The 15,380-nt window shown below is 55.9% G+C and carries 16 protein-coding genes; 8 read left to right on the top strand and 8 right to left on the bottom strand.

The window, feature by feature from the left end:
- The first annotated feature begins 1 nt into the window (after nt 1).
- From dagF to RIN49_RS09465, 3 genes are read left to right on the top strand one after another with little or no spacing between them, the layout of a single operon-like run.
- Nucleotides 2–757, top strand: a complete 756-nt coding sequence (dagF, locus tag RIN49_RS09475; protein WP_309119929.1) for a 2-dehydro-3-deoxy-phosphogluconate aldolase — start codon at nt 2–4, stop codon at nt 755–757.
- Complete coding sequence (locus RIN49_RS09470) at nt 750–1,766, top strand: sugar kinase (RefSeq protein WP_309119928.1); 1,017 nt, start codon at nt 750–752, stop codon at nt 1,764–1,766. Before dagF ends, RIN49_RS09470 begins: the two co-directional genes overlap by 8 nt.
- An 11-nt stretch (nt 1,767–1,777) precedes the next feature.
- The gene (locus tag RIN49_RS09465; RefSeq protein ID WP_309119927.1) at nt 1,778–2,494 is read left to right on the top strand and encodes a GntR family transcriptional regulator; all 717 of its coding nucleotides are present in this window, start codon (nt 1,778–1,780) and stop codon (nt 2,492–2,494) included.
- A 338-nt stretch (nt 2,495–2,832) separates the two neighbouring features.
- On the opposite strand, the gene RIN49_RS09460 is transcribed toward RIN49_RS09465, so the two are convergent.
- From RIN49_RS09460 to RIN49_RS09445, 4 genes are all read right to left on the bottom strand, one after another.
- The gene (locus RIN49_RS09460; RefSeq protein WP_309119926.1) at nt 2,833–3,522 is read right to left on the bottom strand and encodes a hypothetical protein; all 690 of its coding nucleotides are present in this window, start codon (nt 3,520–3,522) and stop codon (nt 2,833–2,835) included.
- The gene (locus RIN49_RS09455) at nt 3,519–4,355 is read right to left on the bottom strand and encodes a MarR family transcriptional regulator (RefSeq protein ID WP_309119925.1); all 837 of its coding nucleotides are present in this window, start codon (nt 4,353–4,355) and stop codon (nt 3,519–3,521) included. The genes RIN49_RS09460 and RIN49_RS09455 overlap by 4 nt, the downstream gene beginning before the upstream one ends.
- Nucleotides 4,356–4,421: 66 nt before the next feature.
- On the bottom strand, nt 4,422–5,963 hold the full coding sequence (locus RIN49_RS09450) for a nitrilase-related carbon-nitrogen hydrolase (protein ID WP_309120061.1): 1,542 nt from the start codon (nt 5,961–5,963) through the stop codon (nt 4,422–4,424).
- 131 nt (nt 5,964–6,094) lie between these two features.
- On the bottom strand, nt 6,095–7,063 hold the full coding sequence (locus RIN49_RS09445) for a tetratricopeptide repeat protein (protein WP_309119924.1): 969 nt from the start codon (nt 7,061–7,063) through the stop codon (nt 6,095–6,097).
- A gap of 66 nt (nt 7,064–7,129) precedes the next feature.
- Between RIN49_RS09445 and RIN49_RS09440 the strand changes: the two genes are divergently transcribed.
- Nucleotides 7,130–8,434: a M28 family peptidase gene (locus RIN49_RS09440; RefSeq protein ID WP_309119923.1), complete on the top strand. Its 1,305-nt coding sequence runs from the start codon at nt 7,130–7,132 to the stop codon at nt 8,432–8,434.
- A 5-nt stretch (nt 8,435–8,439) separates the two neighbouring features.
- Here the strand turns inward: RIN49_RS09440 and RIN49_RS09435 are convergent, their stop codons facing one another.
- From RIN49_RS09435 to RIN49_RS09425, 3 genes are all read right to left on the bottom strand, one after another.
- Nucleotides 8,440–9,465 (bottom strand): hypothetical protein, encoded by a 1,026-nt coding sequence (locus RIN49_RS09435; RefSeq protein ID WP_309119922.1) that lies wholly within the window; start codon nt 9,463–9,465, stop codon nt 8,440–8,442.
- A gap of 185 nt (nt 9,466–9,650) precedes the next feature.
- Nucleotides 9,651–11,027, bottom strand: coding sequence for a hypothetical protein (locus RIN49_RS09430; RefSeq protein ID WP_309119921.1), 1,377 nt, complete (start codon nt 11,025–11,027; stop codon nt 9,651–9,653).
- A 12-nt stretch (nt 11,028–11,039) separates the two neighbouring features.
- The gene (locus RIN49_RS09425; RefSeq protein ID WP_309119920.1) at nt 11,040–11,468 is read right to left on the bottom strand and encodes a hypothetical protein; all 429 of its coding nucleotides are present in this window, start codon (nt 11,466–11,468) and stop codon (nt 11,040–11,042) included.
- A 320-nt stretch (nt 11,469–11,788) separates the two neighbouring features.
- On the opposite strand from RIN49_RS09425, the gene RIN49_RS09420 reads away from it, so the two are divergent.
- From RIN49_RS09420 to RIN49_RS09405, 4 genes are all read left to right on the top strand, one after another.
- Nucleotides 11,789–12,802, top strand: coding sequence for an ornithine carbamoyltransferase (locus tag RIN49_RS09420; protein WP_309119919.1), 1,014 nt, complete (start codon nt 11,789–11,791; stop codon nt 12,800–12,802).
- Nucleotides 12,803–13,338: 536 nt separating this feature from the next.
- Nucleotides 13,339–13,668: a PadR family transcriptional regulator gene (locus RIN49_RS09415; protein ID WP_309119918.1), complete on the top strand. Its 330-nt coding sequence runs from the start codon at nt 13,339–13,341 to the stop codon at nt 13,666–13,668.
- 4 nt (nt 13,669–13,672) lie between these two features.
- Entirely contained in the window at nt 13,673–13,933 is a 261-nt protein-coding gene (locus RIN49_RS09410) for a permease prefix domain 1-containing protein (protein ID WP_309119917.1), read from the top strand.
- Nucleotides 13,921–14,625 carry a hypothetical protein gene (locus RIN49_RS09405; RefSeq protein ID WP_309119916.1) on the top strand — a complete coding sequence of 235 codons (705 nt, stop codon included), beginning with the start codon at nt 13,921–13,923 and terminating at the stop codon, nt 14,623–14,625. The genes RIN49_RS09410 and RIN49_RS09405 overlap by 13 nt, the downstream gene beginning before the upstream one ends.
- A 75-nt stretch (nt 14,626–14,700) precedes the next feature.
- On the opposite strand, the gene RIN49_RS09400 is transcribed toward RIN49_RS09405, so the two are convergent.
- Nucleotides 14,701–15,270, bottom strand: coding sequence for a hypothetical protein (locus RIN49_RS09400; RefSeq protein ID WP_309119915.1), 570 nt, complete (start codon nt 15,268–15,270; stop codon nt 14,701–14,703).
- Nucleotides 15,271–15,380 lie beyond the last annotated feature (110 nt).

The raw sequence follows: 15,380 nt of genomic DNA, 5'->3' as shown, positions 1-15,380 counted from the left end.
GATGGCGAATATCGGAAAACGATTGTATCGAAACCGGGCGGCGCTCAACGTGCTCGCGAACGGCCCCGACAACGCCGAGGACGTCTTCCGCGCCGGGGACGGCTTCGTGCTGGTCGGCATGTTGTCCAAACAGTACGCAACCGTCGAGGACGCCGTCGCCGCCATGCGCGAAACCGGACGCCGCATCGACGATGCAGTGTCCATCGGGCTCGGCGCAGGCGACAACCGGCAAGCCGGCGTCGTCGCGGAGATCGTCAAGCAGTACGCGGGCACCCATATAAACCAGGTATTCCCCTCCGTCGGAGCGACGCGCGCCAACCTCGGCGGAAGGGCAGGTTGGATCAACGCGTTGGTGTCGCCGTCGGGCCAAGCCGGTTATGTCAACTTGTCGACCGGACCGGCGAGCGCCGCGCATCCCGAGCCCGCCGTCGTCCCCGTCAAGGCGGCCATCGCGCTCGTCCGCGACATGGGCGGCAATGCGTTGAAGTATTTCCCGATGGGAGGCCTCGCGATCGAAGACGAGCTGCGCGCCGTGGCGAAAGCGTGCGGCGAAGAAGGGTTCGCACTCGAGCCGACCGGCGGCATCGACCCGGACAACTTCGAAGCGATCCTCCGCATCGCGCTGGAAGCCGGCGTGCCTCAAGTCATCCCGCACGTCTATTCCTCGATCGTCGACGGCGCGACCGGCCGAACGAAGCCGGAAGACGTTCGGAAGCTCGTCGACGCGATGAAGGCGTTGGTGGACCGCTATGCCTAAGACGATCGCGTGCTTCGGTGAAGTGATGATGCGATTGCAGGTGCCCGGGCACGATCTGCTGACGCAGGCCGACACGCTGCGGTATTCGTTCTCGGGCACGAACGTCAACGTCGCCTCGGCGCTGTCCCGCTTCGGCCATACGGCGCACATCGTCACCACGCTGCCCGCAAGCCCGCTCGGCGACGCCGCGCTCGCTCATATTCGCAAGCTCGGCGTCGCCACATCGCTCGTGAGGCGCGGCGGCCGCTGGCTCGGCATGTATTTCCTCGAGACGGGCTTCGGTCCGCGGCCGAGCCGCGTCACGTACGCGAATCGCGCGGAGAGCAGCTTTAACACGGCGCCGCCGGACGCCTACGACGTCGACGGCATCGTACGAGCGGCCGACGTTGCCCATTTCTGCGGCATCTCCCTCGCGATGAACGACGTCGTCCGGGCGCAGACGAAGGCGCTCGCGGCCGCGGCTAAAGCGGCGGGCCGCCTCGTGTCGTTCGACTGCAACTACCGCCCCTCGCTCTGGGGAGAGGACGGCTATGCCTTGGCCAAGCCTCATTATATCGACATGCTGCGTCTCGCCGACCTCGTCTTCATGAACGAGAAGGACGCCATGCACATTCTGGGCATGACCACGGCGCGGCAAGACCGGCGGGAGCGGCTGCTCGAGCTCATCCCCGCCGTCGCTCAAGCGTACGACATTTCCGTCGTCGCCGGAACGCACCGAACCGTCCATCCGGACGCCGCGCATTCGCTGCAAGGGTATCTGTACAAGGAGGAGACCTTCGCCTTTTCCAAGAAGTTCTCCTTCCCCGTCTATGATAGAATCGGAGCAGGCGACGCGTTCGCCTCAGGCATCCTGCACGGCGTGTTAGAGGACCGTTCGTCCGAGCGCATCGTCGATTTCGCCGCCGCGGCCGCGATGCTCGCGCATACCGTCTCGGGCGATTCGCCGATGTCGACGGAGCCCGAAGTCGAGCGCGCCCTCGCCGAAGCGACAGACGATATAGAAAGGTAGCTGCTGCCGAGATGACCCTTTCCCGGAACAAGCGCCCGTTGTATTTGCAAATCAAGAACATTTTGAAGGATCGCATCCTGCACGGCGTCTACCCGCTCGATACGAACATCCCTTCCGAGCCGCGGCTCGAAGAGGAGTTCGGCGTAAGCAAGATTACCGTCCGCAACGCCGTCAAGGAGCTCGTCCAAGAGGGCTACCTCGAGCCGAGCAGCGGCCGGGGAACGCGAGTCGTCCGCAATACGGCGACGACGAAGCGTTCGACCTGGCAGCGGTTCACGGAAGTGCTTGTGGAGGAAGGCCACCGGATGCGCAAGCGGCTGCTCGGCGCCAAGACGATCCATTGTGTGGAAGGAACCGAGCCGTACCGGCGCTTCGGACCGGAATGTCTCTGCGTGGAACGGTTGTACTTCCTGGACGACGTTCCGTATATCCATTACTTTCACTACCTTCCCTCCCGGCTCGCGAACGCGGAGCCTTCCATCCTCGACGCGCAGTCGCTGTACGAATGGCTGGAGGAGCAGGACGTCGCGCTCGTTACGTTCCGGGACGAATTCGCCGCGGCGTTCGCCCCCGCCGACGTCGCCGCGACGCTCGCGCTCGAGGACGTCCGCGCGCCGGTGCTAAAGCGGCTTCGCTACGCCGTCGACGCGTCCGGGCAGACGGTGGAATACAGCGAAGGATACTACAACACGGCGCTGCAGCATTATATCGTCAAGTCCGATGCATAAGCGCTGACGGTTCAGCCAAGCGCGCTTCTCGAATAGGGAACAGCAATGTTCCCTATTTGCGCTCCCTCCCCCATATTCGCCCGAATAAGGAACATGTAATTTCCCTATTTCGCTCGAAAGTCTCGTTTCGGACCGTTTCTGCCGAGAATAAGGAACTTTCGTGTTCCCTATTCGCCCCTTTTTTCCTCGTATTACGAAAATAAGGAACTTTCCTGTTCCCTAACCGGCAAGGAGGGCGGCAGCGCACGCGGATTCCGCGTCCGCTTCGCGGAGGGAGACCGGCGGCGAACGAAAAAAGGAGCACCCTATCATTGGGTGCTCCTCGGTGGAGGTCGTCATTATTCGATCCGATCATTGCTGTCTTGCACGAGCTGTTCAAGCCGTCTAAGCTTCTTGAAGAGCATCGTGCGGTCCAGCGCCTCGCGGTAACGCACGACCAGTTCGGTGAACAGGCCCGCCTTCGGTCCGTCCCACTCGAGCTCCTCCTGCATGAAGCCTTCCAGCTGCTCCAGCGTTTCGAAGATACTGTAATGATACTCGATTATATTCATCACGGATAAATAACATTGCTTCGTCTTCTGCTCGTCGTTCAAGCCTAAATACGCATCGCATTTATCCCAGGAATCGTATCGTCGTTCAAGGTAATTATCGACGAAGATCCGCTCAACGACCTTGGCGAACGTCTCCGGATCCATCTTCCTTAACTCCGCGGAAAGCCGGTAGTCTTTCAACGTCGATTCCACGGCTTTGACTACGGCCTCTACCACGTTCTTCGGCAGGTTGGGGCACGAATCGATTATCTCCGTCTGAACGATGATACGGTTTCTCTCTCTTAAACGTTGTCGGATCTCGGTCTGCCACTCCCGCAGCAGGTCGACTTGATCTTCGAACTTGGCCATCAAGTTAATAAGAAACTCCTGGCCCCCGTCTTCGGCCCACCTCCGAACTTGCTCCCGATGCGCTTCGTCGAGCTGACCATACCAGAGATTTACTTGGTGACTTACGACTCCCAGATTCGTCTTTATCATTGAAGAACGACCTCATCTATGAGCGGCATAATATACGTTTGGCTTCCGGGCTTTCTCCTCGAAACTTCCGCGGTCTTCGCCGAAGCTCCGAGACGACCGACTTCTACGCTTCCATGCATGCCTTGCATGAACGCAACAACGTTATGGAAAATATCCCGTTCAAATGGCGCCTTATTGCTCGATTTCGCTTGTTCTTTCGAATGTGCGACGTAGGGGAATATTACCGTCATCGCCGCCTCTTGCATTGCCGACTTCGCCTCGGCCCTCTTCGCGCTCCTCCGCGCTTGATCAAGCGCAGGCGCAATCGACGCGGACGGCTCTTCCGCCGCCTTGAGACGCTCATATTGCTGTTGACCGGAACGGGTCAGTCGATAGAGATGATACTTTCCCGCCTCTATATAACGTACGAACTGCTTCATCCGTAAGGAACGCAGCAAGTTGCTAACCTGTTGACGATTCTCGATCCGCAATCGGTCGGCGATCTGCTTCGGCGTAATATCGGGCGTCGCGCCGATCGCCATAAGCACGTCCCTTTCGAGTTGGGGAAGCGCCATAACGGATATTTCCTTTTGCTTCTCGAAGATGTGATGTTGCAGGAAATTTACGATGGTTCGCGCCATTCCTAAATTATAACTTTTCAAGTCCGCGGGTTTCTCGTCTTCCATCCCATACTCAAGGAGGAGTCGAACTTGATCCAATTCGATCGGGTCGGTGTCGGCGGCATGCTCTAACGCATTCTGCAATACAATGAGAAGATGACCGGTCGCTTCCTTCGCCTCGGCATCCTTCGTCTCTTCCCATCGTTCGATTGCTTTCCAAAGACGTTCGTTCATTGCCTCACCCCTCAATACACTTATTGTACACTTTGAATTATAAAGGACTCGATGTCGAATCTCAACTTATTGTTTCTCCGCATGTTTCTGTTCTACATAACTCAACATATCCCCGATGCTGATGACGCCGTAATCGCTCTCGTCGACGAACACGTGCCGGTAGCCCGGCAGAGAGACGACGATTCGAACCGCCTTCTTTCCCTTCGGAGCCGTTGCGCTCCCGTATTGGTTGCACACGACGACGATCGTCCCGTTCCGTTCCGCTAGATCCTGCATTTTCCGAATAAACTTCCCGCCCGCCGGATTCGGCGTCATCGCCATGACGAAGACGATATCCACGCGCCGATCCACCAGGATCCGCTCGATGTGATGCGTAATAAAATCGACGCAAATGAAGAACGCCATCCGCCCCCAACGCGTTTCGAACAAAGTCAGCTCGCGTCGATACTGATTCCGTTCCACGCCGTCGATGTATAGGAAAGGGGCTAGTTCCTCTTGGAAACGCTTGTTGCGATGAAGAATGAAACGGTTCATCTTATAGACGGTCGTAAGGAGGTTCCCGGTCCGGGTGAGCACCTGGGCTGCATTTCGAACATGCCCTCCCTCCTGCTCGTGATAGGAGCCTGTTAAGAAAAGCGCGGCACGACTCGGCTGACGTTCGCGCTTGCGGCGCTGCCGCTCGGCGATATACATCGCTTTCAATTCCTCGCGGAGCGTCGGAGGCGTGAACAGCTCGGGAAGCATGATGATGTCCGGGTTCCGCTTTAAAATATACGTAAATGCCTCCGTTACGTAGGCGTTGTACGCCTCCTCGTCCGTCGGATTCCCGAAGAAGAAGGGGAGCAAATCCTCTCCCTCGATCGGCTCCTCTGTCACGATCCGATAATCCCGGCTCAAATCCCATTTCCCCGGAAGAAATCCGATCGTTAACTCCGCAACCCGCTCCACCGCGTACATCGGAAGATCGACGTACTGATGCTTCACCTCGTAATGGGCGTAAGAGCTCCGGGCGACATGGAAGTTGTTCACCTTCTTGGACAGCAGAAGGTAATTCGGATCGACCGCGGCCTCATAAGCGCTATTCCGTTGCAATGCGCGGAGGATCGCGGAGTCCCACTGCGGAACGACGTCCCCGAACGCGGTGCGAATCGGGAACTCGGAAGGCGTAAAGCTCATCATCTCATCCTTCAGCTCCGACAGCCATTCGTCGAGCGCGAGCAAGAAGCTCATGAGATGGAGCAACAACGTTGTCGGTGAATCCGCTTTGTCGATGACATCGCCGAATAACCCTTTCGTTTCCTCCGACAATCGAATGTCCATATGGTCCCGGTACGGGCGGGAGGAAGCCTCCATATGGACCTCCCACGAATGCCTCATCACCTCGAGCGCATGTCTCACCCCGTCGGAATCGGACCAACGCATCGATTCGTAATCCGCGTAGTTCGTATTATCCAACAACGTATAGAGTCTTGCGTATAATTCGAAAATGGTATGCAATTCTATCTCTTGCCGGCAGTCGCACGCCGGAACCGCGCAGACGACCTCACCCTTTAACACTTGTACGCTAACGAGCGAACGGCACCGAATCGCGCGTCTTAGGCGATCCATCTCCAAGACTATGCCAACTCCTGTTTTCCATGATTCGAGTTTTATTCGACCCAAATCAAGAAATTCCTTCCTATTTCTACATCATTCGAAAAATCTCGACATAACCTATTCCCGCCACCGGGCAATCCCACCTACGGCAGCACGATACTCGCATGGTACAGTAGCGTAAACCGCAACCCGCCGCGCAGCTTCCGCTCGGTTCGGTTGCCCGTCGCCATCGTGTCGACGATCTCGTCCCAGTAGGGGATCTCCCGATGAAGCCGAGAGAAAATCTGGCGTACGTAGACCGAGGTGACCGGACTCCCCCGGGAGGTGGCCGGGAGCCCTTCGGCGAGCTCGCCGCCCTGTAGGAACTTGTCCGACGCGAATAACTTCCGCAGCACAAGGAAGGACAGCTTATCAAGCGGCACGGGGCGATGGGATCCGAACTGCAGCTCGAACGCCTCCTCCTCCGCGCATAAGAGCACTTCCTCCCGCGCGGCCTTCACCCGGTACTCGTCATATTGATCCTTAGAAAAATATTCCGTCCTGTCTTCCGTCGTCTTGAGAAACATATGACTTTGGAGCATTTTCTCACTCTCGATCAGCATTCGCTCCTCATACCGTTCGACAACGTCCAGATCGTATTCCGCATGTTCGTCCCCGCTTAAATATCCAATTTCGCGCATCGCTTCTCTAGCGATCAGGACCCCACAGTTTACTAGGAAAATATTCGCGATATACGCCTGCTGATCGTTCAACTGCAGCGTCAGCGTAGGCGCGAGCGACTTGTGGAAATGCATCGCCGCCTCCGCATAAGCCTCCTCTTTATAGAGGAGATGGGCATAGCGGTAATTCGCGATCGGATGCTCGGGCTGCATGCGCAGCGCTTCCTTAAGGCATGTCATCGCCAGTGCGGGGTCCGGACGGTCGCCGAACTTGTACGTCTCCCCGTGGTGGACATACAGGGACACCAACTGCTCCCGACAACGCTCGGCTTCTGCGTAGTCGCGCTTCGAGAGCGCCTCCTTCCGCCGCTGCTTGAACACCCTCGCCTCATTCGAGGGAATGAACGATTCCTCTTCTTCTTCTCGCACGCCGATCCCGCTCCTCTTCGTCACCGTGACAGCCTTTCACGCTTCGGTTTGTATGCTAGTTGCATATCAACCGAAAGGGGTAAATCTTCTATGAACACAGTTACAGTTGCAGTTCCAGTAAACACGCTCTTATCCCGTTACGGCTTCCGCGCCTCCGACCTGGAGACGCCGGACTCTTCTTACGGTGCGCTGCTCGACCGTGCGCTGAACGCAGCCGGTATCGGCTTGGATGAACTTCCTTTAATTTCGGAAAAGGACTGGCGGCTCGCCCTCCGCGAGGCTCGCGACCGATTCGACGGCCCCGGCGGCGAGACGCTCGTCGACCCGCGCCGCAACCCGCTGCCGTTGTCGAGCATCGACCTCTACATGGCGGGCGTCGTCCGATGGATGAACGAGCTCGGCATCCATACCTACTCCTGCTGCGACGGGCACGGCGAGCGTCTGCCTCACGCGAATTTGATCTTGTATCCCTCCCCTCGGCAGAAACACCTCCTGCAGGCGTGCGCTCCGGAAGGGATGTCGATGCGCACGCAGGGGCGGCGGGTCCAGTGGGAGATGAATCCCGCCGAGCCCGAGCGGCTGCTCGAATACGCAGAACGATTATACTGCATCGTCTCCGAACCCGCCACGCTTGTTCGCTACGAAGCGGACCGGTTTGCGGCAGGCTTGGTGGAGCTGCTGGAGATCCCGGGAGAGAGCGGCGCCGAGGAGCGGATCCGGCGCGCGGCAATCTCCAAGCTTCGCCGCTGCGTCGACGATCTATTCGTCGATCGCGCGGGGAACGTATGCGCGACGATTCTGTGCGGCGAGGGTCCGACCGTCTTGCTGTCGGCGCATATGGACGTCTACAGCGAGATCGAGCCGGAGCGGCGCATCGTTCGTAACGGGACGGTGTTGTCCAGCTCCGAGGGCATTCTCGGCGCCGACGATCGGGCCGGGATGGCCGTCGTCCTCGAGCTGTGCCGCCGCGTGCATCGGACGAACTTCAACGGGACGCTGAAGGTGGCGTTCACCGTTCGGGAGGAGATCGGACTGGTAGGCTCCCAAGCGTTGGACGCGGATTGGCTGGGGGACGTGAGAGGCGCGATCGTCGTCGACCGCCGCGGCACTCGGGATATCGTCACCTCGTGCGGGGGAGTGATTCTGTTCTGTAGTGAGGCATACGGAAGGATCTTCGAAGCGGCCGGCGCCCTCGCCGGCATGCCCGACTGGCGAGTTACGCCGGGCGGCTCCAGCGATGCCAAGGTGCTGGCTACCGAGTTCGGTATCCCGTCCGTCAACCTCTCGGCGGGGTACCGCCACGAGCACACGTCTAGCGAAACCGTCGACTATCTCGCGACGTACCAGACCGTCAAGCTGATCGAGAGCGCGCTGCATCGGAATATGATTCGGTGATCAGTCTACTCCTCAACCGATTGGAACAAATTCTTCTCTCCGTCGGCGTAGATGAAATCCACATCGTTGCTTAATCCGAAGCCCCGGAGGAAATATTCCACATCCCCTTCGTCGCTTTCATTGCCTACGTAGATGACTTGCAGATTCGGAGCATTCGTAAGCTCCGGCAGATCTCCAACGACCGTAATATCTGCAATCCGCAGGGTGGCGACGTTCGGCAGCGAGCTAAAGCCCTCAAGCCTGAATTCTACCGGGTTATCGATGGTGATTTCCGTGATCCGTTCGGCATCGGGAGCGTCCAGAACGGAGGACAAATCATTTTCCGGGAACGTTATGGTTACCAATAGAGGCTCGTCGCCCGCTTCGACCGAATCCTCCTCAGCAACGGCAATATTCTCGGTATGTTCCAGGGCGAGGTCGGCCGTGAACGTATACGTCGCGATATCCGTCACGATTTGGTTATCAAGTATATGTTGGACTCGCCCCTCCAACTGCGCATCATTCGTAAGAAAGTCCTGGCCGGTAAAGGTAACGAGATTGATGTAGTCTCCAGCTCGATAACCGTCGTTGAAGATGATTTCGATTCGCCCGTCGGCGTTGATATCGTATATGTCGATCGTCGGCCAATTGTCGTAATAAAATTCGTCCTCCAACGTATACGTCCCGCCGCTCGTCTCGATTTCAACGTTGATGGGATCAAGGAAATCCGACGGTTCATGGATCCGTATGACTTCCGCCGTCCCGTCGCGATCCACATCTAGATCGAACTGGTTGACTTCGTCCTCGATGGTCCATCGAATCGCTTCAACTAGGGGGGGCGTCTCCGCCTCCATCGCCGGTGTCGGATTCTCCGCAATATTCGTAGCAGCCGCTTCCGTTGCTTCCGTTGCTTCGGCGATCACTGCCGGCTCATCGGCACGCAACTCTGCGCTAGGAGCTGCGCCCCCCTCATTTTGGCTTGTCGCCGCGCAACCGGCAACGGAACCGGCAAGTAGCAGACAAATCGAAAGGAATCGAATTTTTTTACCCATATTGTTCTCCTTGTTGTTATCTGAAATTTTCATAGATTTGTGTAGTATAACATGGTTGCTCCGTCACCACTACGATCAGCGTATCCTTGACGATAGACCTGACGAATCATGGGGATTATCCGGATCTTTAATCGGTCGGATCGGGTAGCCGATCTTCATGAACTCCGTTCCGAGATGATCCTCCCCTACATCAATCCCAGCTTGAGAGCCGTATGACGGACTCGAACGAGCAGGGATTTTATGTTATCGCGATCCATGCATTGCACTCGATCTTCATGCCTGTTAACAATATCCAGCACGAAGTGCGGGACATGCCGCGTACAAACGATAATGATTTGGGACGCTCCCCACTTCTGCTTCAAGACATGCGGATCTTCCTCATACCCGTCGAACCAATCCACTTCTACATTGCTTCTCTCCAATGCGCGAATATACGGAGTTCGATTTCGGGAGCCGAGGAGTAAGACCTTCAACTGATTTGGGAAAATGAAGTCAACCGATCGGCTGCCGCTTTCCTCTCTCGCCGGACGACTCGCCTGACCCGAATGAACTCGATTCCTTGTTCCCGGCGGCGAGTAATGGTAGCTGTACTGCTTGAGGATCCTCACTCGATCCTCGTCGATCCGAACGGCTCTCGCCGGCAAGTCCGACTCCCATTCCCCTCCATCCGACTCAATGCTGTACATGTTTTGCTCAAGGTCATAGAAGTAATGGTCGTTTTGAGACTTCATGATATAACCATGGATGTACATGCGTTGCTCCATCCCCATCGGGTGTTCACGGAGGCTTCGCAGTGTATGTAACATTCTTTTCAGCTTCCATTGCAATTTCTCGGCAACGGCCTCATGACTCGACCTTGTAAGATCGAGCTTTCCAAGCAGTTGTTCGACTAACAGTTCTACAGGCTGAAGTTTCCCCTGTTCGGAGGCGAGTTCTTGCTCTAGTTGCCGGATTCGATCCGCATGGAATTGCGCTTGCTCCATAAGGGAACGAGACGATTCCAGCCTCTTCTCCAACTCCTTCAACTGGAGCTTGCGTTGCCTAGCTTTGATTGCCGCTTGAGCGATGGTTCTTCTCATCTGCTGACTTGCTTCCTGGTGACGGCGATTCATCTTATATAACTCATCGACCTTACGCTCCATAAGCCATCGCTCATTGGACAACTCACGACCGGCTTGTTCCAACTGAGCTAGCCGATCCTTCAGCGCGTTGACTTGGCACTGGTTCTCTCTCCATGCTTCATTCGCTTGGTAACGCTCCATTTTCGCAGCCTTAAGCTCTCTAGACAGCGCTCGGTTCGACGCCTGAAGCGCCGCGAGCTTCGTAGACTTAGCGGCCTCCGATTTCTCGAGGGATTTCACACTCTGTTTCAACCGCCGATTTTGACGCAGAAGCGCTGCTACGCGGTTTTCCGGCTCCGCGGGTTCCGGTCCGGCAGGTTGTTTCGTGTCGGAGGCGCTTTGAAGCTGTCTCATTTTATTCAGAAGAAGTTGCTTTTTCAACTCGCGGCTGCTTTTATGATGCTCGGCCCTTTTCTTGATTTGAGAGTAATAGGGATGCATAGAAGTCGCTCCTCATCGTCGCATGATGTGAGTTCGGAAGAAAATGACGACGGCCGCAGGCAGCCAAAACAGCATCGAAAGCAAAAATAGGGTGCAAATCAATCCTCTCGAGCCGACCAATCGTTGCATCCGATCGAGTTCATTCGATAATTGCTCTTTGGCCGCGAGTACTTCTTCACTGTCATCATCATCCTCAGCTTCCAACAGCCCGGGCAGTTCTTTCGTTACGTATCTATATCCTGCTATGAGTCCGATCAACAGGTAGACCGCTATAGCCAACAGGGCGTAAGGAGAAAAGTGCAAGGTCATCACCTCATTCGTAGTGCGAGCGCTTGACCTCATCATAACCGACGGATCGGACACCTTGTTGTCAGGGAACGTTTGTTTCGCTTCGTGAAGCATGCAAAAAAAGCGGCTCTCGGTGCGAATGGATTCATGCATTTTCCAAAGCCCTCCTGTACTAAATTCTGGTATGATTCGAATATAAGAGAGTCCGGACGGATGCGGGTTGCAAGCCACGCAACATGGAGGAGCGAAGCGGAAGCGGGCGAGGTTCCCGAGCTGCTCACCGGCAACGAAATCGCCTTACCCGCGCAGGCGCCAATGCCGGAGCTCCAGCAGGCGTCCGGGACGCTCGGGACGTACATTCGGCAGCTCGCTCTCTCGCGCGACATGCTGACCTATCGGGCGGCGCGGTTCGAGTCGGGCCAAATCTGCGAGTGGCGGTGCTGCTGCAGCGGAGCTATGAGGAAGCCGAGGATATGTTGGAAAAGGCGGGGTACTCGCTCAGCCCTACGATTTTGCGGGATGTTATCGTCGGGTACTGCTTGCAGCGCGGTGTCTACGACTTCGTGGAGATCGAGGAGACGCTTGCCGACCGTGACGTGCAGTCGTTGATTAATGACCGGAGGGGGCTTGATAACATGCATTTTATCGATCTGCTGCATTTCACAAGCGGGCACATTCAGGAGATATATACGATTGCAGATACATTGAAGGCGAATCCAGGCGGCAAGCCTCTAGAAGGGAAGACGTTCGTCCTCTTCTTTCCGCAGACTAGCCTTCGAACGAGAACGACGTTCCAGAGCGGCATTCGGCAGCTGGGAGGGGACTGCATTCTCTTCCCGCCGGAGACGCTGGATCGGAGGGAGGAGCTGATCGACACCGTCAAGTACTTGGAAAATTGGGCCGACGGCATCGTCGTACGACACCCGGACGCCGCCAAAGTGAGACTTCTTGCGGAGCACGCCTCGATCCCAGTTATCAATGCGATGACCAACGAGAACCATCCGTGCGAGGTCGTCGCCGACTTATACGCGTTGCGACAGCGGAGAGAGGACTATCTTGACCTTGTTTACACTTACGTCGGTCCCATCGGCAACATCTTCAAGGCGTGGGCCGATCTAGCGGAAGTCATGAACCTCCGCTTCCATCATGTGTGCACACCGGAAAACGAATATAGGGAGCCTAGTACCAACTATCGCTTTCATTCCGCTCTGGTCGACATCTTGCCGAAGAGCGATGTCATCTTAACGGATTCGCTGCCGGCCTCCTACCAGAACTCCAAATATATCGATGCTTACCAGATTACGTTCGAGAAGCTGCACACCGCGAAGCCTGGCGCGATGCTTAATCCTTGTCCTCCCTTCTTCCGTTCGGAGGAAGTGAGCCATGACGCGATCGAGTCGGAATACTTCGTCGGACACGGCTTCAAGAAGGACCTCTTGCTTGTGCAACAAGCGATTCTTGTGTATTGCTCGTTTGGCGGGTTATAAAACAGAACGAACGTTCCCATATTTTAGTGGATTTTGATATACTGTAAGAGGTACTAGCTTGGCTTGTAAGGGCGGTCGGCTTATCTCCCGGATTCGCTACATTGGTCGTGTTGATCCTGAACTCGTCGCAACGGGAATAGACCGCCCCCCCTCTGAACTGCACCTCCAATGTTAGAACGTGTCTAATAATTGGGGTGCAGTTCACTCACAAGGTCGCGGTCTATTCCTGCGTCAATCTAGGGAACAAGCCAACCGCCTTTACAGCGGCTTGCTGTACCACTGGGAGCCGTAGCAGCGGCTCCCTTTCAATTAGTTGTTTAATCAAACCTCAGCATGGAGATACCTGCAACGGGATATCATGCTTTCCGTTTGTTTGCAATGCCGCCCCGATTCAACGCCTCGCATGCTCCAAAATCTCCCCCTGCCGTAAACCTTCGAGAGTATCTCAGGATTTTTCAGCAAAGCACTACTTTACCTGTCGTAGTATTGATGCTACAATGGGGACTACTACGACAGATGAAGTAGGGGGCGACGAGTTGATCAGCAGCGATGTGATTCGCGGGTACAACGACACGATCATCTTATGCCTGTTGTTGGACAACGCATCTTACGGCTATGAGATTTCCAAGAAGATTAAGCAGCTGTCGGAAGGCAAGTACGTCATGAAGGAGACAACGTTGTACTCGGCCTTTACGCGATTGGAGAAGAACGGCTATATCGTTTCCTTCTACAAGGAGGAGGAGACGCACGGCAGGCGGCGCACGTACTATCGCATTACGCCTGCGGGAATAGAGTATTACCGTGAGAAATGCATCGAGTGGAACGTAACCCAGCACGTAATCGATAAATTTATAAGGGAGCTGTGACCGGATGGAGACCATTACCAGTTACCTCGACAACATGTTTGCGGCATTCCCCCGAACGAGCCAGATCCTCAAGCTGAAAGAGGAATTGCTGACAACGATGGAAGAGAAGTATTTCGAATTGAAGCGCGAGGGCAAGTCGGAAAACGAAGCGGTCGGCATCGTCATCTCCGAATTCGGAAACATCGACGAGCTGATGCGCGAAGTGGGAGTCGCGCCGGAACCGGAGCAGTCCTTCAGTCCGGTACTAAGAGCATGCAGGAAATAGAGCAGTATCTAGCTCATAAGAAGAGAGTCGGCTTGCTCGTCGGGCTCGGCGTCATGTTATGTATAACGGGAGCCTCGTTGCTCATCGCTTTAAGCAATCTGCTCAGCGACGTAGGAATGATGGTCGGGATGATTACCACGTTCCTCTTCGTAGCAGCGGCTGTCAGCTTATTCATCTATAGCGGGATGCAATCGGAAACGTTCAAATATTTGCAGTCCGATTTCGTCCTGCCCGGGGACCTGCGAGCTTCGCTCCAGCGGCAGGGGCAAGCGTTCATGCCTACCTACACGTTCGCGCTGATCGTCGGCGTAGGATTGTGCGTCCTGTCGCCGGTGCTGCTGTTCGCTACCATGCTGGCGAACGACGACATCGCGACCTATGGCGTTGTCGGCATGCTGCTCATGATCGCCGCCGCAGCCTTCTTGTTCGTTTACGTTGGAAACATGAAACAGAGCTTCAGCGTACTGCTGAAGCTCGGGGAGTACTCAAAGGTAAGCCAGGAGCAGAACAAAGTGATCGGGGCGATCGCAGCGTTCATCTGGCCGTTGGCTACGGTGGTGTTCCTGATCGGCGGATTTCTGTTCAAGGCATGGCACATCAGTTGGCTCGTGTTCCCGGTGACGGCGTTGTTGTTCGGCGCCTTCAGCGCGGTGTATAGCATCACGAAGGGAACCGCCGGAAAGAGCGGCTAATCCGCTTGGGCACAATGCGAACGACTCGAAAGGGCTCAACCTTTTCGAGTCGTTTCGTTCGGAACTTCTTCGTCGTTAGTCCGCCAACTTCATAAACAACGTTCCTTCGATCGAAGTAACCGAAGCTCTTCTCTCGTCTACCACTTTGGATTTCCTGAGCCGGTAGGCGAGAACCTCATCGAAGTAAGGTTGCTTCTTCCCACTCGAGTAGGTTCGAAACACCAACAACGCCTCGTCCAGCCTGCACATCGACTTTGCCCTCTTCAAGAGCTCGTCGGCCCTAGCGCCGTTCCGAACGTTCAAGATCCCGATCGCATGCCGCGGTGTAGGTTCCTCATCGGCGAACAGCTTGTCCAAAGTCTCTTCGTCTTTCTTGAAGTAATTCTCCCTCTCCAAATGCAAGACGAAGTCGTGCCAATAATCCTCTTCGTAGCTGTAGCTTCCCCACCACGTCAGATCCATGGCTCGCCGTTTTCCGTTGCACGTGTCCTCCGTGAACGGATAATAGCCCAACATCGAACCGAGTCGCGAGAAATATTCGATCTCCGTCATCGTGAACGAATGCTTCCCATGATGGACGGACAAATTGAACGTATGGTAGTTCCGAACATACCCTTCGAACACTCGCATTAAATCAAGTTGCATACATACCCTCCCTACAGTCCGGAACGGAATTACCGATCCACGACCCGCTCCAGCGCCTCGCTCTCGCCTTTCCCTGGAGCCAGCTCGATCGCCCCCATGCGATACCGATC

It is taken from the genome of Paenibacillus sp. (assembly GCF_031177825.1).
Lineage (GTDB): Bacteria > Bacillota > Bacilli > Paenibacillales > YIM-B00363 > Paenibacillus_AE.
The sequence above is the reverse complement of the archived record's forward strand: the minus strand, read 5'-3'. Positions and strand labels throughout refer to the sequence as shown.